The organism is Duganella violaceipulchra (genome assembly GCF_019166075.1).
GTDB lineage: Bacteria > Pseudomonadota > Gammaproteobacteria > Burkholderiales > Burkholderiaceae_D > Rugamonas > Rugamonas violaceipulchra.
Genome location: NZ_JAHTGR010000005.1, coordinates 186,649 through 207,531 on the forward strand (window position 1 = coordinate 186,649; position 20,883 = coordinate 207,531).

Here is a 20,883-nt window from a genome sequence, read left to right on the forward strand (position 1 = left end):
AACGTGTTCGGCCCGACTCCGCGCCCAGGCAGAAATGTTGTCAAAATCTTTTGAAGCACGCGCCGTTATCTGCTACGCTGGACGTTATTCCTACAGGAGACTTCCATGGCCCATACGCAAATGCCAAACATACCAGGCGCAGCAGTAATGACGGATACGCTGGACTTCGTCAAAAACCTGTGGGGCAGCATGAGCGTGCCCGGCCTGACCGCACCGACGCTGTCGGTGGAGGAGCTGGACAAAAAGATCAGCGACCTGAAAGCCGTCGAGGCCTGGCTCAACCTCAACATGAGCATGCTGCGCGGTAGCATCCAGGCGCTGGAAGTCCAGCGCGGCACCATCGCCACGCTCAAGTCGGTCGGCGCCAGCCTGGCGGCGGCGGTCAACCAGCCGCAAAGCAAGGAACACAAATCCATCTTCGACGCCAACCCCTACGCGTCGGCCTTCTTCCACCACGCCCGCGAAGCGGACAAGGAAAAGGACAAGCCGGCAGCGCCCACGCCGGCCCCCGCCCCGGCCCAGGCAGCGGCCGACAAGCCGGAAGCGGCAGCCGCGGACAAGCCGGCCCCCGCACCGATGGCCAACCCGGCGATCTGGTGGAATATGCTGCAAGATCAATTCAAGCAAGCCGTGTCGACGGCGATGGCGTCCGAATCGATGATGGCCACGGCCGCGGCGCGCGCCACCGATACGGCGGCCAAGTTCGCCGCAGCCGCCGCCACGCCGGCGGCCGCCAAGGCCAAACCGGCGGCAGCCGGCACCGCCGGCGCACCGGCGGCCGCAGCGAAGAAAGCCCCGGCCCGCAAGCGCGCGCCGGCCAAAGCCAAGCCGGCCGCCGTCAAGGCCTGAGGCCTGACGACGCGCCGCACTGATTACGCCAGCCGCTGGATGCGGATGGCGTCGATCAGGCCGTCGGCCTGCCGCTGCACCTTCTCGATGTCGATCAGGCCTTCCTCTTCGAGCTGTTTGGCGCTGTCGTGGGCGGTCTGAAAACTGTCCACGGTGTCGCCCTTGGCGGCGACCGGACGAATCCAGGCCACGCTGCCGACTTTCATTTTCGTATAAACTTCTTTTGCGATATCGCGCATATTTTAGTGCCCTTTATTTGCTCTCAATATTGACAGCGAATCAAGGCACGGACAGGCCGCGCCGAAATTCAGTGTAATCATTTGCTGTCCCGGAAACAAGGCCGCCGCGGGCCTTGCTGTTGCGCCCAGCCGTCACTCATGGGCGTCCGCATGCTTGTCCTGTATGGCGCCGTTGGCCGCCTCGTATTCGCTGGCGGCGGCCGCCGCCACCACGCCCGACATCGGCGCCAGCATCGCCAGCTGCTCCATCAGCTGGGCGAAGCGCTGCTGCCCCGGCGCGATGGCGTCGACATGCATCAGCACCTCGATCGCCTCGTCCGCCAGCTCGCGCACATAGCCGGTTTGATGCAGCTGCGAGATCAGGATCTGCGCGGAGTTGAACAGGATGCGCATATTGTGCGGCAGCGCCTTGCGCGCCACCCGCATCCACTCGACCGCCTCGATCAGCTTGCCGGTCTTCCACAGCAGCACGCCCTTGTTCATCATGTCCGCCGCTTCCTTGCGCGAAGCCTTGATCAGCTCCATGCCCTCGTCGGTCATGCGCGCCTTGTCGAAGATCTTCTGCACGTCTTCCAGCAGCGCCACGTTGTCGTGGTTGTTGCGGGTGACGTAGCATAGCAGGCCGACCGGCGCTTCCTTCACACCCACGGCGAACAGCAGGCTCGCCATGTCCAGGCAGGTCTCGGTGTCGGGCCGCTGCTTGGATTCGTCGGCCAGCATCGCTTCGAGCTCGTCGCCGGATTTGCGCGCGCGCCGGTAGTCGCCGGTCTCGTGGTACACCAGGCCCTCGGTGATCTTGGCGCGCAGCTCGACCTGGTCGCCGCCGAACTGGTGCACCGCCGCGCCCAGCAGGCGGATGGCTTCCTTGGTGTCGTTCTTCTGCGCGCACACGCGCGCCAGGCCGAAGAAGGCGTCCACCGTCTTCATCACCGAGTACTCGCCGATCTCTATGCATTTGCGGAAGGCCTTCTCCGCCACCGGGATATTCTCCAGCTTGAGCGCGGTCTGGCCCAGCGCGCGCTGGCGCGGCACCGAGTTGGGCGACAGCTTGGCCGCCTTTTCCAGCACGTCGAAGGCTTCCTCGGTCTTGCCCTGCAACTGGAAGGCCTTGGCCAGCTGGTCGAAGGCGTCGATGTAGAAGCGATTGTCGGCGATCACGGCCTGGAACATCGCCAGCGCCGCATCGAGCTCGCCGTTGTTCATCAGGATCTTGGCCAGGCCGCAGCGCGCCCAGTTGTAGTCGCGCTCCGCCAGCACCTGCTCGAAGACCTTGCGCGCCTGTTCCGGCTCGCCGCTCTTGAGCAGCAGCGTGGCCTTCATGCGCAGCAGGTCGATCTCGTGCAGCGGATTGTGGGCCACCTGCTCGTCGCACAGGCGCGCCGCGCGCAGGTAGTCCTTGTCGGCAAAGGCCTGGTCGATTTCGCGGAAGATCTGCTTCTTGTTCCACACGCGGTTCAGGCGCGTCAGCAGCACGCCCTCGGTGATCGGCTTGATGATATAGGCGTCCGGCTGGTGCTCGGCCGCGCCCATCACCGACTCCACGCTTTTTTCGGCGGACACCATCAGCCACACGCTGCTGGGCAGCATCAGGTTGCGGATGCGCGCTTCCTCCAGCACCTGCTGGCCGTTCTTGCCGTCGCCGAGGTTGTAATCGCACAGCACCACGTCGTAGCGGGTCTTCGACAGCAGCACCATCGCCTCGCCGCCGCTGGCCGCCTGGTCGATATGCTTGGCGCCGAGGTTGCGCAGCGATTCGCGCAGCAGCTGGCGGATGCCGACGAAATCGTCGACCAGCAGGTAGCGCTTTTCGGCCCAGTCGACGGCGCCTTCGGCGACGGCGGTAATCGCGTCCACGCTCATGGCAGCCGCAGGACGAAACAGCCGCCGCCCAGGGCGCCGCCGTTTTCCAGCGCGATGGCGCCGCTGCGTTGGCGGTACTTGTGCATCTTCGCCACTTCGCTGGAGAAGTAGAGACCGAGGCCGCTGCTGTTGTTGAGGAAGTTGACGGCGCTGCGCTGGCTGTTCATGGCGCTGGCGCCGGCCTCCAGCAGCGAAGGCGGGAAGCCGGCGCCATTGTCCTCGACGCGCAGTTCGAGATAGTCGCCGTCCACGCGGACCGCCAGGCGCAGACGGTCGCGCGTGTAGCGGATGGCGTTGTTGATGGCGTGGACCAGCACCCCGATGATCAGGTCTTCGTCCATGGTCCAGATGGCGTCCTGCGGGAAGTCCAGGTCGAGCGTGATGCCGCGCGAATGCAGCAGCGTGCGCGCCTGCCCCGCCACCTGCTCGACCAATTCGCTGATGCGGCAGGCTGCAGGGTCGAAGGGATAGCCTGGCTTGCCGACGTCCTTGTACAAGGCCAGCAGCTGGATCAGGTTGTCGTTGAGGCGTTTGGTCTGGTACAGCATTTGTCCGAGCTGCTCGTAGCCCGGCAGCTCCGACGATGCGGGCGCGGTCGCCATCAGATTCTCCAGCGTGCCATTGAGGACGCCGATCGAGTTCTTCATGTCGTGCACAGTCGAGGCCAGGAACATGAACAGCTCCGGCGACCCTTGGTGGTGCTGCGCATCTTCTTCATCCATCGTTCGGTTCTCCATGGACGGCGCCAGGCGCGATTGGGATTGTTATTAGTGCTGCATTATAGCCTGTGGAGTTGGCGGCGCCCAAGCAGGGATGGCGCCGCGCGGCGCGGCGTTTGCGCGAACGCAACGAAGACAGGGCCACGGCTACTGGCTGCGGCGGCGCTGTTTGAGCAGGAAACGGCCAGGATCGAGCGCGTCGACCAGCACCGATTCCAGCGGCGGCGGCGCGTTTTCCAGCTGCGACACCAACAGTTCCGCCATCAGCGGCGCCCAGATCAAGCCGCGCGAGGCGTAGCCCAGCAGGCCATGCAGGCCGGGATGGCGCGGCACGTCGCGCAGGCGTTCGAGCCGGCCGGCGGACGGGTAGTCGGGCAATGCGCCGGCCAGCGGCAGGCGGTCCGGCGCGGCGCAGCGGAAGCCGACGCGGCCCGCCGGCGGCGCGCTGGAGGCCAACGCGGCGACGGCCTCGCCGGGCACGATCCCGGCCAGGCGGGTCAGGTTTTCCAGCTGGCTGGAGGCGCGCAGTTCGGGGTCGTCGTCGTCGTCGTAGGTGGCGCCGGCGCAGACGATGCCGTTGGCCGGCGGCGTGACGTAGGCCTCGCGGCAGACCACCAGCGGCAGCTGCGGCGGCGCCGGCGCGTGCGGGTCGCGAGCTGCATCGGGGACGGTCAGGTGGGTGACCTGGCCGCGCAAGCGCGACAGCGGCAGCTCGGCCGCCTGCGCGATGTTGATGGCGCTGGCGCCGTTGGCCAGCACCACGGTCGGCGCCTGCGCGATCAGCGTGCCGTCGATGTCGCGCACCTGCCATTCGCCGTCCACGCGTTGCAGCTCCAGCGCTTCGGCCGCGAACACGCGCTGCAAACGGTCTCCGCATGCATCGAGCATCGCCTCGCACAGCGACGCGGGACGCACCCAGCCGCCCAGTTCAAACAGCCAGCCGCCGTGCGGCGTGGGGCCGCCCAGCAGTTCGCCGGCGGCGCCGGCCTCCAGCCAGCGCACGTACTCCGGCGGGTAGTCCCATGCGGCCACCACGTCCTGCTGCACCGTCGCGTGTTCGGCGTCGCGCGCCAGTTGCAGCACGCCGCAGCTGGCGCCCTCGAATGCCCGGCCGACGCCGCCGAGCCGGCGCCACTCGCGCAGCGCGAAGGTGTAGGCGGCGCGGCTCAGGCGCGTGGGGATGTTGTCGTCCCTGGACAGCAGCGGCATGAAGATGCCGGCCAGGTTGCCCGACGCTTCCTGCGCCGGCGCCGCGTGGCGTTCGATCAGCGTGACCTGCCAGCCGTTGGCGCACAGGCGATGGCTGGCGGACGAACCGGCCAGGCCGGCGCCGATCACGATCGCGCGGCGCACCGGCGGCGGCGGTGCTTCCGCTTGCGGCTTGCGGCTCTGGTAGACCGCGCCGAGGTCCTGCGTGCCGGCGACAGCCTGGCAGGCAAAGCCCGCCGACGTCAACGCCCAGGCCAGCGCTTCGCCCGGCGACTGCGCGTTCAGGGTGGCGCCCAGCACCGCCAGTTTCGCCAGGCTGCGCGCCAGCGCTGCGGGGAACGATGCGGCGACATGGAAGGCGTCCACCCGCGCGGCGATCTGCGGCAGCACCGCGTCCAGGGCGCCGACCAGCAGGTCGAGCGTGACGCGGCCGTCGTCGAGCAGGATGCGATGGAAGCCCGGCACATTCAGCGGCCACAGGGCGCGCAGCTGGGCGTCGGCCAGCGCATCGGCCAGCGCATCGGCGGACGGCACTTGCGGCGTCACCGCCAGGTAGTGCAGCACGCCCTGCGGCGGCAAGGCGCGCCATTCGGCCAGGAAGCGCTCGCCGGGGCCGAACTCCGTGTCCAGCACCACCCGCCGCGTCATCACTTGCGCGCCCGGCAGAAGCAGTCGGGCGCATGGTCGTTCACCATGCCGATGCCCTGCATGTAGGCGTAGATGATGGTCGAGCCGACGAACTTGAACCCCAGCTTGGCCAGGTCCTTGGAGATGCGGTCCGACAGTTCCGTCTTGGCCGGGCGCGGTCCCTCGTCGGCGGCCAGCGGCTTGCCGCCGACGTAGGCCCACAGCCACTGGTCCAGCGTGGCGCCGCTGGCGCGCAGGCGCAGGTAGGCCTGGGCGTTGGTGATCGCCGCCGCCACCTTCAGGCGGTTGCGCACGATGCCGGCGTCGGCCAGCAGCGCGGCCACCTTGTCGGCGTCGTAGGCGGCGATCTTTTCGGCGTCCCACTGGTCGAAGGCGGCGCGGTAGTTCTCGCGCTTGTTGAGTATCGTCTCCCAGCTCAGGCCCGCCTGCGCGCCCTCCAGGTTGAGCATCTCGAACAGACGGCGCTCGTCGTGGCAAGGCACGCCCCATTCCTTGTCGTGGTACTCAAGGTAGAGGGGGTTGGCCGGATTGGCCCAGCTGCAGCGCGTCTTGTTCATGGCGGAGGAAGATTGGGGAGAAGGCGCCAGTATAGCAAGCAGCGCTGGATCAAGCGGGGTATCATATAGGCCCATCTCATCGACGGAGCATCGCATGCAATTCGAAGCAAAGATTGAATGGACGCGCAACGGGCAGGATTTCCTGGGACAGCGCTACAGCCGCGCGCACGCATGGCAGTTCGACGGCGGCGCCACGGTGCCCGCCTCGTCGTCGCCGCTGTCGGTGCCGCTGCCGATGTCGGACGCCGCCGCCGTCGATCCGGAGGAGGCGCTGGTGGCGGCGGCGTCCAGCTGCCATATGCTGTTCTTCCTGTCGATCGCCGCCAAACGCGGTCACACGGTCGACAGCTATCGCGACCATGCGATCGGGGAGCTGGGCAAGAACGCCGCGGGAAAGATGGCGATGACGCGCATCGCGCTGCGGCCGGCGATCGTCTTCGCCGGCACCGCGCCGCCGGGCGCCGAGGAACTGCAAGCGATCCACCACGAGGCGCACGACAAGTGCTACATCGCCAATACGCTCAATTGCGAGGTGGTGGTCGAGGCGGTCTAGGTTTCGAGATCGCTGGAGAGGCCGACGCGGCGTCGTTCGCCGCCCAGCTCCAGCGGTCCGGTCAGGTTGCTGACCAGCCGCACCTCGCCGTCCTCCACCGCCTGGTCCAGATGCTGCATCAGGCGCGGGAAGATGCCTTCCGGTTGCGTGGCCGCGGTGCTGTACAGCGCCGCCCAGGCATTGCGGCCGGAGCGCTTGGCGACATACAGGCCCTGGTCGGCCAGCTCCACCACCTGCGACCATGACAGCAAGCGCGGTTGCTGCGGCAGGAAGGGGAAGCAGGCAAAGCCGATCGAGCAGGTCCGCGACAGCAGCACGCCGTCCGGCAGCACGAATTCGCGGTCGGCCACGGCGCGGCGCATGCGCTCGGCCACCGCGTGCGCCTCGTCGCGGTGCGTGGCGCGCGCCAGCACCAGGAATTCCTCGCCGCCCCAGCGGATCACATAGTCCGATTCGCGGAACACTTCGCGCAGGCGCTCCTGCATCTGCACCAGGATCGAGTCGCCGGCCGCGTGGCCGTAACGGTCGTTGACTTCCTTGAAGTGGTCCAGGTCGACCATGAAGAACACCAGGTCGTTGGGGGCGATCAGGTCGCACTCGGTCAGCTCGCGATGCTGGCCGGCGTCGTAGGCGCGCAGGCTCAGGGCCACGTCGGCGTCGACGTTTTGCAGGAAGAAGCGGCGGTTGCGCAGGCCGGTCAGCTGGTCGGTCAGGCTGACTTCCTCCAGCGCCTTGTAGGCCTGCTCCAGTTCCAGGTTCTTTTCCAGCAGCTGTTCCTGCGTCGCGCTCAGCGTCTTCAAGGTCGCCGCCACCTGGCGGTAGGCGCTGGCGTTGTCGAGCGCGATGGCGCCGTAGGCGCACAGGGTGCGGAAGATCAGCCGTTCGCGCTCGCCGTAGGCATGCGCCAGCAGCGACTGCACCGTCATCGCGCCCAGCACGCGTTCGCCCACCCGCAGCGGCACGAAGATCAGGCTCATGGTCGGCAGCGTGCCGGGGATCAGGTTGGGCGTGACATCGGCCTCGCCCAGTTCGACCAGGATCTCGCGGCGCTCGCGCACGCAGCGCGCCGAGTTGGCGTTCGGGTCCGACAGCGGCATGCGCACCGGCGGCACCGGCTTGCCGGCTTCCACGCCGAAGGCGCAGGACAGCCATTCCTCGCCCGGCTCCAGCAGGAACACCGAAAAATGGGTGGCGTCGAGCAGGCCGTGCACGTGGCGGTCCAGCGCGCGGAACACCGCCGCCGCGTCCAGGTGGGCGGTGATCTCCTGGCCGATGGCGCTCAGGTGCTCCAGCGTGGCGCTGGTCTGTTGCAGCACTTCGGCGCGCTGCGCCTCGGCCGCGGCCAGCTGGCGGTGATGCTCGCCCTCGGTCTGCGCGCGTTCGGTCTGGTACTGCACCTGCATCGCGATGGCGCGGTTGGTCGCTTGCTGGCTGTGGGTCTGGTCGCGCGCGGCGCTGGCCTGCAAGGCGATCGCGTAGGCGCGCGCGTGGTCGCCGATGGCCGCGTACTCGCGCGCGCTGGCGTCGAGCAGCGCGCCGGGCACCGTGTAGCCTTCGATGGTGGCGGCGATTTCCAGCGCCAGCTGCAGGTAGTGCAGCACCGGGTTGGCGGCCTGCATGTCGGCCGGCGCCGGCAAGCGGTGGCGCGCGTGGATGTCGGCCAGCACGTTGAGCGCGGCGATCTGGCTGGAGGCGTCGGCATGTTCGCGCGCCAGCGCCAGCGCGCCCTGCGCGGCGGCCAGCGCCTCCTCGGTGCGGCCCAGGTGCGACAGCGCGTGCGCCTGGCCGCGCCGCGCGCTGCTCTGGAAGTCGGTCTGGCCCAGCGCGTCGCCGCGCGAGGCCAGGCGGGTGAAGCTGTCCAGCGCCGCCGCGTGGTTGCCCAGGTCCAGCGCCAGGTCGCCCTGGTATTCCAGCGCCACCGCGTAGGCGCGCGAGCCGGACAGGGGCGCCAGCGCGCTCAGGGCTTCGCGCAGCAGCGTTTGCGCCGCCTCGCGCTGGCCCAGCTGGCGCAGCGTTTCGGCCGTCTGCATCAGGCACATGCCGATGCTCAGCGGCCAGCCGGTCGGACGCGCCAGGTCCAGGCCGCGCTGCATCCAGTCCAGCGCCGCCTCGTGCGCGTTGAGGCTGGTGAAGCCGTTGCCGATGTTGGTGGCGACGATGATGGCACGCCGTATCTGCCCGGTCGCCAGCGCGGTCTCGTAGCTGAGCATGAGATGGCCGATGGCGCGGCCGTAGTCGCTGCGCTGGAAGGCGCAGGTGCCGAAGAAGTCGCTGATCCAGCCGGCCGCCACCGGCGCAAGGTCGGCCATATCGGCCAGGTCGGTGCCGAAGCGGCCGCTCCAGCGTTGTTGCGCCAGTTTCCAGTCGCTGAAGGTGTCGCAGATGCCGGAGGCGGCGTCGATGACATCGATGCGCACCGGGTCGCCGGCGGCGCGGGCCGCCAGCGCGGCCTGTTCCAGCCAGCGGTCGCCGGCGCCGCTGTCGCCGCGGTCGTTGGCGACCCAGGCCAGCACCCAGCAGGCGTCGGCGCGCGCGCGGTTGGCCCTGGCCGGCAGGTCGGCCGCCTGCTCCAGCTGCCGCAAGGCTTGTTCGGCCTGGTATTGGGCGGTGTCGAGCCGGCCGCTCAGCCATTCGGCCTCGGCGCCGATCAACATCAGGCGGGCGCGCTGCAGGGCCGCCTCGGCCACCGGCAGCAGGGCCAGCAGCGGGGCGATCTCGGCGGACAAGGTTTGCGCGCGCAGCGGGTCGCGCTGGCGCAGATGCCAGGCGAGCGCAGTCAACAGCGGCAGGCGTGAGGAACCATGCGCTTCAGACAACTCCGCCTGCCAGCGCACCAGCTCATCATCGAGCGCAAACATATTCACCAAATAACTTCCTTTTGCTGTGTGCCACCCGCTCCCGGTCGGAGCGGCAGGCGCTATTGCCGTAACGCATGTATGCGCTGTTACAGCATTATTCCACAGTTTGGGGAGCCCTCCGCCAGCCCTTGTTAAGTCCCTGAAATCAAAGGGATTTTAGTTCCGTATGGAAATTATTTGACGGCGTGTTCACTGTTCCGACGTGGCGTTTTTACCACCCATCATGGCTTGCACGGTGTGCAGGTGCTGGTCCACGGTCGGCTGCAGTTTGGCGGCCAGCGCCTTGACGTCGGCGTCGCTGGCCTTTTTCTGGGCGTCGGCCACCAGCTTGTGGGCGTCGCGGTGATCGTGCACGCCGGCGTTACTCAGGTAGGCGCGGTCGAAGGCGTCGCCGCTCAGGCTGTTGAGGCGCTCGGCCATTTTGCGGTGCTTGGCGTCCGGCTCGCTCGGCAGGGTGACGTTCTTGCTGCGCGCCACGTCCTGCACCGCCTGCAAGCCCTTGCTGTGGTCGTCCACCATCTGCTGGGCGAAATTCTTCACTTCCGGCTTGCTCGCCTTTTCCAGCGCGATCTTGCCGGCCGCCACTTCCGCCATATTGGCCTGCGCCAGCTGTTCCAATATGTGCTGATCGCCCTTGCTCAGGTTTTGGGCGTAGGATGGCGACATGGCCGCCAACGCCAGGCCGGCGGCCAGGATGAGTTGATTTTTCATGTGGTATCTCCCCGTGTTCAAGGAATCGGAAAACTTATTTTACGGTCGAGGGAATAATCCGGTCGTACCTTACGTTTACGCAATTACAACGCCGGTTCGCGCCGCCGTTCCACCCACTCGTCAAGGACCCCTGCCATGAAAACCATCGCCCGCCTGTCCACCCTGCTCGCCGCAGCCCTGCTGCTGGCCGGCGCCGCCCATGCCGATACCGTCGCCAAGAAAGACGGCATCCTGGTCAATGCGGCCGGCATGACCGTCTACACCTTCGACAAGGACACCGCCGGCGCCAGCGCCTGCAACGGTCCATGCAGCGAGAACTGGCCGGCCGTGGCGCCGTCGGCCAACGTCGCCGCGCCGTATTCGGTGATCACCCGCGAGGACGGCGCCAAGCAGCTGGCCTACCACGGCAAGCCGCTGTACCTGTTCAAGAAGGACACCAAGCCGGGCGACCGCAACGGCGACAACTTCAAGGACATCTGGCACGTGGTCAAGGACTAAGCGCCGCCCATGCAAGACGAGCGCGACCGCCTGATCGCCTGCATCCCGCGCCTGCGCCGCTATGCGCGGGCGCTGCTGGGCGGACGCGCGGACGCCGACGACCTGGTGCAGGACACGATCGAACGCGGCTGGGACAAGCTGGCCAGCTGGCGGCGCGGCAGCGACATGCGCGCCTGGCTGTTCGGCATCATGCACAATCTGCACGTGGACCAGCTGCGCCGTCCGGCGCTGGCCACCGAGCCGCTCGACGACGAACTGCCGCTGGCCGCGGCCGACACCAGCGGCGACGCCCTGGCGCTGCGCGATATGGACCTGGCCCTGCAACAACTGCCGCCGCAGCAGCGCGAGGTGCTGCTGATGGTGGCGCTGGAAGACATGCGCTACGAGGAAGTGGCGGCCGCCCTCGATATTCCGCTGGGCACGGTGATGTCGCGCCTGTCCCGCGCCCGGGAAAGGCTGCGCCTGATCCTGCAGGGCCAGCCCCTGCCCTCCACGCTGAAGGTGGTCAAATGAATACCCCTGTTACCGAAGCCGAACTGCAAGCCTGGGTCGACGGCCGCCTGCCGCCGGCACGGCGCGGCGCGGTCGTGGCCCATCTGGCGCTGCATCCGGCCGACGCGGCGCGGCTGCAAGCCTACCGCGACCACGACGCCGCGCTGCGCGCGCTGTACCAGCCGCTGCTCGAGCAGCCGGTGCCGCCGGCCATGAGCGCGCGCCTGATGGTGCCCGCGCGGCAGCCAGCCGGCGGCCCCGGCCATCCCTGGCCGCCGGCGTGGCGCGCGGCCGCCATGCTGGCGTTGACGCTGTCGGCCGGCGCCGCCGGCTGGCTGCTGCACGGCGCCGCCGACCACGCGGCCGATCGCCTGGCCGACGCCGCCAGCCTGGCCGCGCTGCCGCGCCGCGCCGCGCTGGCGCACGTGGTCTACGCGCCGGAAGTGCGGCACCCGGTCGAAGTGGGCGCCGACCAGCAGGCCCACCTGGTGGCCTGGCTGTCGAAACGGCTGGGGGCGCAACTGAAGCCGCCGCAACTGGCGGCGCACGGCTATGCGCTGGAGGGAGGCAGGCTGCTGCCCGGCCAGAGCGGGCCGGTGGCGCAATTCATGTACCGCGACGCCGGCGGCGCGCGCCTGACCTTGTACGTGTCAACCGAACAAAGCCACAACAAGGAAACCGGCTTCCGCTTCGCGCAGGAAGGCCAGGTCAGCGTGTTTTACTGGATAGACGGGCGCTTCGGCTATGCCCTGTCCGGCAACCTGGACAAGGCGGCGCTGGCCACCGTGGCCAACGCCGTCTACGCCCAGCTGGAACCGGCTTTGTGATGACTTGTCAGGCGTGTTTGTTGATTTCGATCAAACGCGAACGCATCAGATCAGTGGCGGCCGGCCCCGGCGCAAACATATAATCCTCGTCGTTGATGGCCAGGCCGCTGTTGGCGTCGACCAGCACCTGGTCGGCCGGCTTGCCGGTCTCGCGGCTGACCACCAGCAGGCTCGCTCCTTCCGGCGCCAGGTGGTCGTTGCCCCAGGCGATGAAGGCCAGCAGCACCGGCTTGAAGGCGCGGCCGGACTTGGTCAGCACGTATTCGTAGCGCGGTGGACGGGCGCTGTACTGGCGCCGCTCCATCAGGCCGCCCTCGACCAGCCCGGCCAGGCGGCGGGTCAGCATGTTCGGGGCGATTTTCAAACTCTTTTCAAATTCATCGAAACGCGACAGACCGTAGAACGCATCACGCAGGATCAGGATACTCCACCACTCCCCGACCTTGCCCAGACTACGGGCAATGGGGCAAGGCATACGGCCAAAATCGGTATGTTTCATTTTTGACTCCTTGGTTCCAGGGGGTTAGCACAGCACAGCGATTTCATTATTATCTATCCAAGAAACATGTGCTTTTGCCACAGGAGACCACGGTTTTGATTGCGTAGAAATCTATTAAAAATATTTTGCGGATAGGCGCAATTTGCAACAGTCTTGCAAGCCGGGGATGGAAAACGCCGGCGCCGGCTAAATCTGGAAAACAAATCTAAAACATAGGCATAATAGCTACTGGCGTGATAAAACCTTATCAACCAGGTATCGAAGGTGGACCATGACTGCCAGCGACAGACAACCCAGCATCCTGATCGTGGACGACTCCGCGTTCGAGCAGCGCATGCTGGTCGACCTGCTGAGCGAACTGCCGTATAAGGTCTCGGTGGCCGTCAACGGCCTGCAAGGCTACCAGCTGGCGCTGGCCCAGCATCCCGACCTGATCCTGCTCGACGTGCGCATGCCCAATATGGACGGCTACACCGCCTGCCGCCTGCTCAAGGCCAATCCCGTCACCGAAGACATCCCCATCATTTTCCTCAGCGGCGCCGACGCCGACGAGGAGCGCATCATGGGCCTGTCGATCGGCGGCGTGGATTTCGTCGCCAAACCGTTTTCGCCGGGCGAGCTGGCCGCGCGCATCCAGGTGCACCTGAAGCTGGCCCGCCGCGCCAGCCGGCCGCGCGCGGCGGCGCCGCCCGGCGAGGGCCGCGAGGCCGATCCGGACGCCGTCATCGTCAACGCCGCCAAGCGCCTGATCGCCGACAACCTTTCGACCCTGCCCGGCCTGGCCGACATCGCCCGCAGCGTCGGCACCTACCGCGAAAAGCTGTCGCACGTGTTCCGCGAACAGACCGGCATGACGGTGTTCGCCTTCATCCGCGAGACCCGCATCCGGCGCGGCGAGGAGCTGCTCAAGGACACCGATATCGACGTGCAGGACATCGCCCTGATGATCGGCTTTAACAACGCCGGCAATTTCGCCACCGCCTTCCGCGAACGGCTGGGGGTGACCCCGAGCGCCTTCCGCCAGGCGATCCAGCATAAAAAAACGCCGCACGGCTGAAGCCGGCGGCGTTGTTCGTGGGCGCGCGGCGCGTCAGCGCAGGCGGAACACGGCCACCACGCCGGCCAAGTTGGCGGCCTGCTCCTGCAGCGAACCGGCCGCCGCCGCCGCCTGCTCGACCAGCGCGGCGTTCTGCTGGGTCACCTCGTCCATCTGCACGATGGCCTGGTTGACCTCCTCGATGCCGGTGCTCTGCTCGCCGCTGGCGGCGGAAATCTCGGCCACCACGTCGCTGACGCGGCGCACGCTGGCCACCACCTGCTCCATCGTATTGCCGGCCTGCTGCACCAGCGCCGTGCCCTTGTCCACCTGCTGCACCGAATCGTCGATCAGACCCTTGATTTCCCTGGCCGCCGCCGCCGAGCGCTGCGCCAGGTTGCGCACCTCCGAGGCCACCACCGCGAAACCGCGGCCCTGCTCGCCGGCGCGCGCCGCCTCGACGGCCGCGTTCAGCGCCAGGATGTTGGTCTGGAAGGCGATGCCGTCGATCACGGAAATAATGTCGACGATCTTGCGCGACGAGGCGCTGATCGACTCCATGGTGGCGATCACCTCGCCCACCACCTTGCCGCCGTCGGCCGCGGTGCCGGAGGCCGACTGCGCCAGCTGGTTGGCCTGGCGCGCGTTGTCGGCGTTCTGCTTGACGGTCGAGGTCAGCTCCTCCATCGCCGACGCGGTCTGTTCCAGCGAGCTGGCCTGGCCCTCGGTGCGGGCCGACAGGTCGAGGTTGCCGCTGGCGATCTCGGCCGAGGCGGTGGCGATGGTGTCGGTGCCGCCGCGCACCTCGCCCACCACCCGCAGCAGGCTGTCGTTCATGGCCTTGAGCGAGAGCATCAGCTGGCCGGTTTCATCCTTGCTCTGGCTGGCGATGTGGCCGGTCAGGTCGCCCTCGGCCACGCGCCGGGCGATGCCCACCGCCTCCTGCAGCGGCCCGGCGACGATGCGCGCCACCGCCGTCGCCAGCACCATGCTGACCACGATCAGCAGCAGCAGCGTGCCGAGTATCATCTTGCGCGACATCGAATAGGTATCGGTGGCCGACTGGTCGGCCGCGGCGCTGCCGTCGTCGTTGATCTTGACCAGGGCGTCGAGCTGCTCGTTGACCTGGCGGAACAGCTTGTTGGAGCCGCCGCGGAACAAGGCGCGGGCCTCATCCTTGTTGCCGGCCCGCGACAAGGCCGCCAGCTTGCCGCTGGTGGCCAGGTAGTCGTCCAGCGATTTCTGCAGTTCGGCGTAGATGCGCTTCTCCTCCGGCTCGGACACCAGCGCCGCATACAGCGCTTGCTGTTTGCGCAAGGTTTCCAGCCGGGTCGCCATCGACTTGTCGGTGCCGCCCATCTCGGCCTCTTCGATCAGCAGGATGTGGGTGGCTTCGGAGATGCGGTAGCGCGACAGCGAGGCCTGCATCTGCCCCAGGTAGCGCACCGCCGGCATCCAGTTGGTGGCGATGTCGGTCGACGACTGGTTCACCCTGGCCAGCTGGCTCAACGAGAACAGGCCCAGGCAACAGGTCAACGCAATCACTACACCGAACGCGACGATCAGCTTTTTGCCGATTCTTAAGTCGTAAAACCATTGCATGGTATCTCCTCTGGTAATTCCTTATGGAAATATCATCATAGAGCGGGCCAGCCTGAAAGTCACCCTTTCATTGCGGGCGCGCCGGGGACGGCGCGGCCATCTGGCGCTGCCAGAAGACCCACGACACCAGCGCGTTGACCCAGTACGCCGCGTACAGCAGGGCGGTCAGATGCAGGCCGCGGCTGGCGTACAGCGGCACCGAGATGGTGTTGACCAGCAGCCAGAACGGCCAGGTGTCGAGCCGCCGCCCCATCAGCAGCAACTGCGCCACGATGCTGAACATCAGCACCGCCGAGTCGATGAAGGGCGCATAGGCGTTGGTATAGGCTTGCAGCATCAGGCCATAGGCGGCGGTGGCGGCGATGCCGACGCCGACCATCCAGCCCAGCGCGGCCGGCCGGGCGCGGCTGATCGGCAGCGCGCCGCCGGCGGCGCCGCGCAGCCAGCGCAGCCAGCCGATGAAACAGGTGACGATGAAGAACAGTTGCAGCGCGACGTCGGCGTACAGCTTGACGCTGTAGAACAACACGGCGAACATCGCGCAACCCAGCACGCCCAGCCACCACGAATGCACATTGTTGCGTCCGGCCAGGACGATGGAGACCGTCATGACGACGTTGGCGGCGATTTCCAGGGGAGCGGTCAACAGGGGTTCCAATCGGGCATACGGTGTCTATTGCGGCAGGCCGCTACTGCTGCAACTGTAACACGGCTTCCAGCACGGCGATGTCGATCGGCTTCACCAGGTGCAGCGCGAAACCGGCCTGCCTGCTGCGCGCCTTGTCGCCCTCCTGGCCGTAGCCGGACAGCGCCAGCAGCTTCAGCTGCGCGCCGCCGGGCAGCCGGCGCAGATGGCCGGCCAGCTCGTAGCCGTCCATGCCGGGCAGGCCGATGTCGAGGATGGCCACCTGCGGCATGGCGGCGCCGGCGGCGGCGATCGCCTCGACCGGATCGTAGACCGCGACCGCGCCGTAGCCCAGCACCGCCAGCAGCTCGACCAGCGAATCGGCGGCGTCGCGGTTGTCGTCCACCACCAGCACCTTGGCGCCGGTGGCGGCGGCCGGCGGCGGCGCGGCGGCGGCCGCCGCCACCGGCAGCGGCGCCGGGGCGTCCTCGGCCAGCCCGTCCGGCAGCGTGATGGTGAAGGTGCTGCCGCAGCCCTCGCCGGCGCTGGCGGCGCCGACCTCGCCGCCATGCATCTGCACCAGGTTGCGCACCAGCGCCAGCCCGATGCCGAGACCGCCCTTGGCGCGGTCCAGCTGGCGGTTGCCCTGCACGAACAGGTCGAAGATATGCGGCAGCAGGGCCGGCACGATGCCGCAGCCGTCGTCCTTGACCTGGATCTGGATGGTCTGCTGCCGCAGCCGCGTGCTCAGCGTGATGTGGCCGCCGGCCGGCGTGTAGCGGGCCGCGTTGTTGAGCAGGTTGGACACCACCTGCGCCAGCCGCGCCGGATCGCCGTGCCAGCGCACGCTCGGCACCTCGACCAGCAGGCGGTGCCGCTTTTGCTCGAGCAGCGGGCTGGCCATGTCGATCGCCTTGTACAGCACGTCCGACAGCTGCACGGTTTCCTTGCGCAGCTCGACCTTGCCGCTGGCGATGCGCGAGACGTCGAGCAAGTCGTCCACCAGCCGCACCAGATGGTCGACCTGGCGCTGGATCACGGCCTGCTCGTGGCCGCTGTCGGCGCCGCGCAGCTTCATCAGCTTGAGCGCGGTGACGATGGGCGCCAGCGGATTGCGCAGCTCGTGGCCCAGCATGGCCAGGAATTCATCCTTGATGCGCGCCGACAGGTTAAGGTCGACGTTCAGGCGTTCGCTTTCAGCCATCGCCAGCGCCAGCGCGCGGTCGCTCTCGATGCGGCTCAGCGTGGCGCACACGGCGGCCGTGATCTGCTCCAGGAACTGGCGGTAGGACTGGTCCAGCGGCAGCCGCGGCGAGACCCGGAACACCAGCGTCAGGTCGTCGCACAGCTGCAGCTCGGCGCCGTGGATGCGCAGCACGCCGGCCTCGGCGTCGGCCGCCGCCTCCGCCGCGCCGCGCCGCAGCGCGGCGCCCAGCAGGTCGCCCGGATTGCCGGCCACGCATTCGGCCAGGCTGGCCTGCACCTGCGCCTCGTCGCGGCAGTTGAGCAGGCTGCGCGCCAGCAAGTCCAGCGCGTGGCGGCGCCGTTCGGCCAGCACCTCGCTGGTGGTCTCGGTGCACACCACCAGCACGCCGCCGACCTGGTCGCCCTCATCGAACACCGGGGTGTAGGTATAGCTCCAGTAGACGTCCTCGATGCGGCCGTTGCGCCGGATCGGCACCAGGTTGTCGGCATACCACTGCGGCTCGCCGCCGTTGCGCACGCTGTCGATCTGCGGGCCGATGATGGCCCAGGTTTCCGGCCAACACTCACGTCCGCCCTGCCCCAGCGCGGCCGGATGCTTGCCCTCGCCAAAGCAAGGCAGGTAGGCGTCGTTGTAGAGCTGCACCAGCTGCTCGCCCCACCACAGGAACATCGGATGCACCGAGTGCATGACCAGGCCGGCGGCGGTGCGCAGCGAGGCCGGCCATTGCGCGACCGGCCCCAGCGGGGTGTGCTCCCATGCGTGGCGCCGCACCATGTCGCGCATGGGCGTGCCGGCGCCGATAAAGCGCCAGACAGGTTCGCACATGACGGTGGACAGGGCGGAGGACGATGGCGCCGGCATAGGGTTTCCAGAGGTAGAAAACCAGAGTGTAGCAACTGTGCCATAGCGGGGCGCACAATAGCGCAACGTTGCCAGAATTGCCCGTCGGCACGGCGATGTCCTTGACATTCGCGCCACATCTGGCAAATTGTAGCCATCAGACGAGAAAGGGTATCGCCATGCAAGCGGGGTGCGTCGGTTACGTCATGGCGTTCGTTTACGCGTCCGCGTTGCCGGCGTTGGCGGCGCCATGCCAGATGAAGATGGCGCTGGAGCAATGGCCGCCGTATGTGTATTCCAAGCCGGACGGCCCGCCATCCGGGCTGGACCTGGAACTGGCGCAGGCGATTTTCAAGGAGGCCGGCTGCGCGCTGCAGCTGCTGCCCGAGTTGCCGACCGCGCGCCGCCAGCGCCAGTTCGAGCTGGGCGGACTGGACCTGCTGCTGGCCGCCTCCGACACCGCCGAGCGGCGCAAGTACGCGCGCTTCAGCCTGGCCTACCGTTATGAATCGGTGAGCATCTTCACCCGCGCCGCCAACCTGCCGCGCTACCAGAACGTGCGCAGCGTCGACGCGCTGGCCGGGACAAAAATGGCGCTGCTGGCGCCCAAGGTGGGCTGGTACGGCGCGGCCTACGCGCGCGTGCAGCCGCAGTTGCAGCAGGCCGGCCAGCTGAGCACCTTCCTCAACTTCCAGCAAGGCCTGCGCATGCTGGACGCCGGACGCGCCGACCTGATCCTCGGCGACAGCGCCGCCCTGCGGCATGAGGCCAGGGAACAGGGCATCGCCATCGCGCCGCTGCCGTTCACCGTGCTGCGGGCGCCGGTGCATCTGATGCTCAACAAGAGCAGCACCACCCAGGCCAACCTCGACCTGCTCAACGCCGCCATCCAGCGGCTGGAAAAGCAAGGCGTGCTGGCGGAAATCCGCAGCCGCTACGGCGAATCGTAGCCGTCCCGGCCGCGCGGCGGAAGACTATTCGCGCTGCGTTTCATGCTTGCCATCCTTGCGCTCGGCCTCGTGACGCGGCTGCGCCTCGGGGTGGGCGCGTGCTTCGGGATGGGCGGCCGGGGGTGGATGCGGCGACGCATGCGCCAGTTCTTGCGGCGGCGCTTTCGGCGGCGCTGGCGGATGCGGCGCCGGTGCAGGTGCAGGATGCTGCGCCACCGGAGCACGCGCTTCCGCTGGCGGATGTGGCGCCGGTGGAGGATGCCCTTCCGCCGGCGGATGCGGCGCGGGCGGAGGATGCGCCGCTACCTGCTGATGCGGTGCAGGCTGAGGATGCGCTTCCGGCTGCTGGTGCGGTGGCGGCGCCGGACGAGATTCGGGTTGCGGACGGGCTTCCGCCTGCGGACGCGGCACCGGCTGCGGGCGCAAGGCTGCCTGCGGCGGTATTTCCGCCTGCTTGCCAGCGTGCGCCGGCGGCGGCATGGCCGCCGCGGGAACGGGCGCGTCATGCGCCCCGCCCTTCTGCGCCAGTTGCCGCGGCGGCGCGGCGGGCACGGTCATCTTCGGTCGTTGCGCCCGCGCCATGCGGATATTGGCGGCGGCCTGGGCGGCGCCCTGAACCGGTGCTCCAGCGTGCGCCACCGGCGGCGCCGCGATCACGGCCGGCGCGGTCTTGGCCACCACCGGCCGCGCCAGGATGGCCGGCGCCGGACGCGCGCCCCCATGTCCGGCCACGGGCGCCGGCCGCTGCGGCCGTACCGCCGGCACGGCCGCCAGCGGCGCCGCCGCCAGGGCCTGCGGCGACACCCGCACCGCATTCTGGCGCACCGGCTGCGCCTGGGCAAACGCCGCGGCGGGCATCGCCGTCGCGGCCTGCCGGTTCACATAACGCACATTGGTGATGTTGACGTTGTTGTAGACGTTGGTGATCTGCGTCTTGTTGATGACCGTATTGCTGGTATTGATGTTGGTGACATAGGTCGGGCTGGCCCGGTACGACGGCCGGTACACCTCGCGCGGCCCGAGCGGGAACCAAGCCACGCCATGGTGGTCCGGCCGGTCGCCCAGCAGCAAGGCCGCGCCCACGAACACCACCAGCGCCGGCGCATACACCGGCCGCTGCACCACCGGCCCCGGCACCCAGCCCCAGCCGACGGGCGTCTGTGCCCAGCGGCCGTAGTGCGTCACCGCGAAGCCCCACGGCGCATCGTCGACCCAGGTCCAGCCCCAGGGATCGACCCAGGCCCAGTGGCCGTCGCGATACGGCGCCCAATCGGCCGCCACGCGGGCCGGCGTCCACACATTGCCGTAGCCCGGCACCTCGCGCCAGCTGCCGTTGTCGTCCAGGTCCTCGTAGCCCACCACGTCGCTCGACACATAGCGCGCCGAGACCGGATGCTCCAGCCGACGGTCGCGCTGCGCCGACCACTGGTCGAAATCGTCGGCCGGCGGCAGCTGGCTGACGCTGAAATCCTGCAAGCCGGTGCCGGTGAAGCGATAGGCTTGTCCGGGATCGACCAGATAGGAGGTGTTGTCGCCGTAAGCCTCGCCCTGGCCGTCAAGCACGGCGACCTGGGTGGCATTGCCGGAGGCGTCCACCTGGATGCGGTAGTGGCCCGGCTTGCGGATGCTGAACGCCAGGTTGGGCGTGTCGACCTCCAGCACTTCGTCGGGACGCAGCTGGCGCACGCGCAGGTTCAGGCGTCCCTGCGACAGTTGCAGCTGGGTGCTGCGGTCGTTGGCGTTGAGCAGCGTGACCAGTGTCTCGCCGCCCATGCGCACGACGGCGGGGCCGGCCTGCACTTCGTCGCGCGCGCCGGAGGCGGTCCACAGGCGGTCGCCCGCCACCAGCGGACGATTGATGCCGGCCGCCTGCCAGTCGTCGACGCCGGCGGCGGCGTAGCTCACGCCGCCAGCCACATAGGCCAGGCGCGCCACGCGCGCCGGCGGGTCGGCCAGCGCGGCGCCGCCGCTGAACAAGGCGGCGCCACACAGCGCCAGCAAGAGTCGGGATCGGATTGCCATCATGGGACTCGAAGAATAATCGTGGGTCCAACATAGCTGATCGGCGCGGCCGCCACCGTTCGTTGCCGCACACTAGCGTCGG

At 68.3% G+C, this 20,883-nt stretch carries 19 protein-coding genes; 7 read left to right on the top strand and 12 right to left on the bottom strand.

All coding sequences use genetic code 11. The features are described from left to right. The first annotated feature begins 147 nt into the window (after nucleotides 1-147). Nucleotides 148-849, top strand: coding sequence for a PhaM family polyhydroxyalkanoate granule multifunctional regulatory protein (locus KVP70_RS11660; RefSeq protein ID WP_229224755.1), 702 nt, complete (start codon nucleotides 148-150; stop codon nucleotides 847-849). Nucleotides 850-872: 23 nt separating this feature from the next. Here KVP70_RS11660 and KVP70_RS11665 read toward each other — a convergent pair whose 3' ends face one another. The 5 genes from KVP70_RS11665 to KVP70_RS11685 all read right to left on the bottom strand — a co-directional run bounded on the left by KVP70_RS11665 (nucleotide 873) and on the right by KVP70_RS11685 (nucleotide 6,081). After that, nucleotides 873-1,055: a hypothetical protein gene (locus KVP70_RS11665; protein WP_229224756.1), complete on the bottom strand. Its 183-nt coding sequence runs from the start codon at nucleotides 1,053-1,055 to the stop codon at nucleotides 873-875. Nucleotides 1,056-1,220: 165 nt separating this feature from the next. Then, a complete protein-coding gene (locus tag KVP70_RS11670; RefSeq protein WP_217942365.1) occupies nucleotides 1,221-2,948 on the bottom strand; it encodes a tetratricopeptide repeat-containing response regulator in 1,728 nt (575 codons plus the stop codon). Then, entirely contained in the window at nucleotides 2,945-3,670 is a 726-nt protein-coding gene (locus KVP70_RS11675) for a sensor histidine kinase (RefSeq protein ID WP_217942366.1), read from the bottom strand. Before KVP70_RS11675 ends, KVP70_RS11670 begins: the two co-directional genes overlap by 4 nt. Nucleotides 3,671-3,814: 144 nt before the next feature. Then, nucleotides 3,815-5,524, bottom strand: a complete 1,710-nt coding sequence (mnmC1, locus tag KVP70_RS11680; protein WP_217942572.1) for an FAD-dependent 5-carboxymethylaminomethyl-2-thiouridine(34) oxidoreductase MnmC1 — start codon at nucleotides 5,522-5,524, stop codon at nucleotides 3,815-3,817. Continuing rightward, a complete protein-coding gene (locus KVP70_RS11685) occupies nucleotides 5,524-6,081 on the bottom strand; it encodes a DNA-3-methyladenine glycosylase I (protein ID WP_217942368.1) in 558 nt (185 codons plus the stop codon). Before KVP70_RS11685 ends, mnmC1 begins: the two co-directional genes overlap by 1 nt. A gap of 94 nt (nucleotides 6,082-6,175) precedes the next feature. Between KVP70_RS11685 and KVP70_RS11690 the strand changes: the two genes are divergently transcribed. Beyond that, nucleotides 6,176-6,634 (top strand): OsmC family protein, encoded by a 459-nt coding sequence (locus KVP70_RS11690; protein WP_217942369.1) that lies wholly within the window; start codon nucleotides 6,176-6,178, stop codon nucleotides 6,632-6,634. Here KVP70_RS11690 and KVP70_RS11695 read toward each other — a convergent pair. Further along, nucleotides 6,631-9,492 (bottom strand): sensor domain-containing diguanylate cyclase, encoded by a 2,862-nt coding sequence (locus KVP70_RS11695; RefSeq protein ID WP_217942573.1) that lies wholly within the window; start codon nucleotides 9,490-9,492, stop codon nucleotides 6,631-6,633. The genes KVP70_RS11690 and KVP70_RS11695 overlap by 4 nt on opposite strands. 189 nt (nucleotides 9,493-9,681) lie before the next feature. Further along, nucleotides 9,682-10,203: a DUF4142 domain-containing protein gene (locus tag KVP70_RS11700; RefSeq protein WP_217942370.1), complete on the bottom strand. Its 522-nt coding sequence runs from the start codon at nucleotides 10,201-10,203 to the stop codon at nucleotides 9,682-9,684. A 135-nt stretch (nucleotides 10,204-10,338) separates the two neighbouring features. Here KVP70_RS11700 and KVP70_RS11705 point away from each other — a divergent pair, with 135 nt between their 5' ends. Genes KVP70_RS11705 through KVP70_RS11715 form a run of 3 tightly spaced genes read left to right on the top strand, consistent with a single transcriptional unit; the run spans nucleotide 10,339 to nucleotide 12,020 of the window. Beyond that, nucleotides 10,339-10,701: a COG4315 family predicted lipoprotein gene (locus tag KVP70_RS11705; protein ID WP_217942371.1), complete on the top strand. Its 363-nt coding sequence runs from the start codon at nucleotides 10,339-10,341 to the stop codon at nucleotides 10,699-10,701. 9 nt (nucleotides 10,702-10,710) lie between these two features. Then, nucleotides 10,711-11,214, top strand: coding sequence for an RNA polymerase sigma factor (locus KVP70_RS11710; RefSeq protein WP_217942373.1), 504 nt, complete (start codon nucleotides 10,711-10,713; stop codon nucleotides 11,212-11,214). Further along, nucleotides 11,211-12,020, top strand: a complete 810-nt coding sequence (locus KVP70_RS11715) for an anti-sigma factor family protein (protein ID WP_217942374.1) — start codon at nucleotides 11,211-11,213, stop codon at nucleotides 12,018-12,020. Before KVP70_RS11710 ends, KVP70_RS11715 begins: the two co-directional genes overlap by 4 nt. A 7-nt stretch (nucleotides 12,021-12,027) precedes the next feature. Here the strand turns inward: KVP70_RS11715 and KVP70_RS11720 are convergent, their stop codons facing one another. Continuing rightward, the gene (locus KVP70_RS11720; protein WP_026334906.1) at nucleotides 12,028-12,519 is read right to left on the bottom strand and encodes a winged helix-turn-helix transcriptional regulator; all 492 of its coding nucleotides are present in this window, start codon (nucleotides 12,517-12,519) and stop codon (nucleotides 12,028-12,030) included. A gap of 271 nt (nucleotides 12,520-12,790) precedes the next feature. On the opposite strand from KVP70_RS11720, the gene KVP70_RS11725 reads away from it, so the two are divergent. After that, nucleotides 12,791-13,576, top strand: a complete 786-nt coding sequence (locus KVP70_RS11725; protein WP_217942375.1) for a response regulator transcription factor — start codon at nucleotides 12,791-12,793, stop codon at nucleotides 13,574-13,576. A 33-nt stretch (nucleotides 13,577-13,609) separates the two neighbouring features. Here the strand turns inward: KVP70_RS11725 and KVP70_RS11730 are convergent, their stop codons facing one another. The 3 genes from KVP70_RS11730 to KVP70_RS11740 form a co-directional block, all read right to left on the bottom strand. Further along, a complete protein-coding gene (locus KVP70_RS11730) occupies nucleotides 13,610-15,157 on the bottom strand; it encodes a methyl-accepting chemotaxis protein (protein ID WP_217942376.1) in 1,548 nt (515 codons plus the stop codon). 67 nt (nucleotides 15,158-15,224) lie between these two features. Beyond that, nucleotides 15,225-15,803 (bottom strand): nicotinamide riboside transporter PnuC, encoded by a 579-nt coding sequence (pnuC, locus tag KVP70_RS11735; protein ID WP_217942378.1) that lies wholly within the window; start codon nucleotides 15,801-15,803, stop codon nucleotides 15,225-15,227. A 43-nt stretch (nucleotides 15,804-15,846) separates the two neighbouring features. Then, a complete protein-coding gene (locus tag KVP70_RS11740) occupies nucleotides 15,847-17,850 on the bottom strand; it encodes a hybrid sensor histidine kinase/response regulator (protein WP_217942379.1) in 2,004 nt (667 codons plus the stop codon). A 185-nt stretch (nucleotides 17,851-18,035) separates the two neighbouring features. Between KVP70_RS11740 and KVP70_RS11745 the strand changes: the two genes are divergently transcribed. Beyond that, on the top strand, nucleotides 18,036-18,779 hold the full coding sequence (locus KVP70_RS11745; RefSeq protein ID WP_217942380.1) for a substrate-binding periplasmic protein: 744 nt from the start codon (nucleotides 18,036-18,038) through the stop codon (nucleotides 18,777-18,779). A gap of 24 nt (nucleotides 18,780-18,803) precedes the next feature. On the opposite strand, the gene KVP70_RS34865 is transcribed toward KVP70_RS11745, so the two are convergent. Further along, a complete protein-coding gene (locus KVP70_RS34865; protein ID WP_217942382.1) occupies nucleotides 18,804-20,804 on the bottom strand; it encodes a DUF6600 domain-containing protein in 2,001 nt (666 codons plus the stop codon). Nucleotides 20,805-20,883 lie beyond the last annotated feature (79 nt).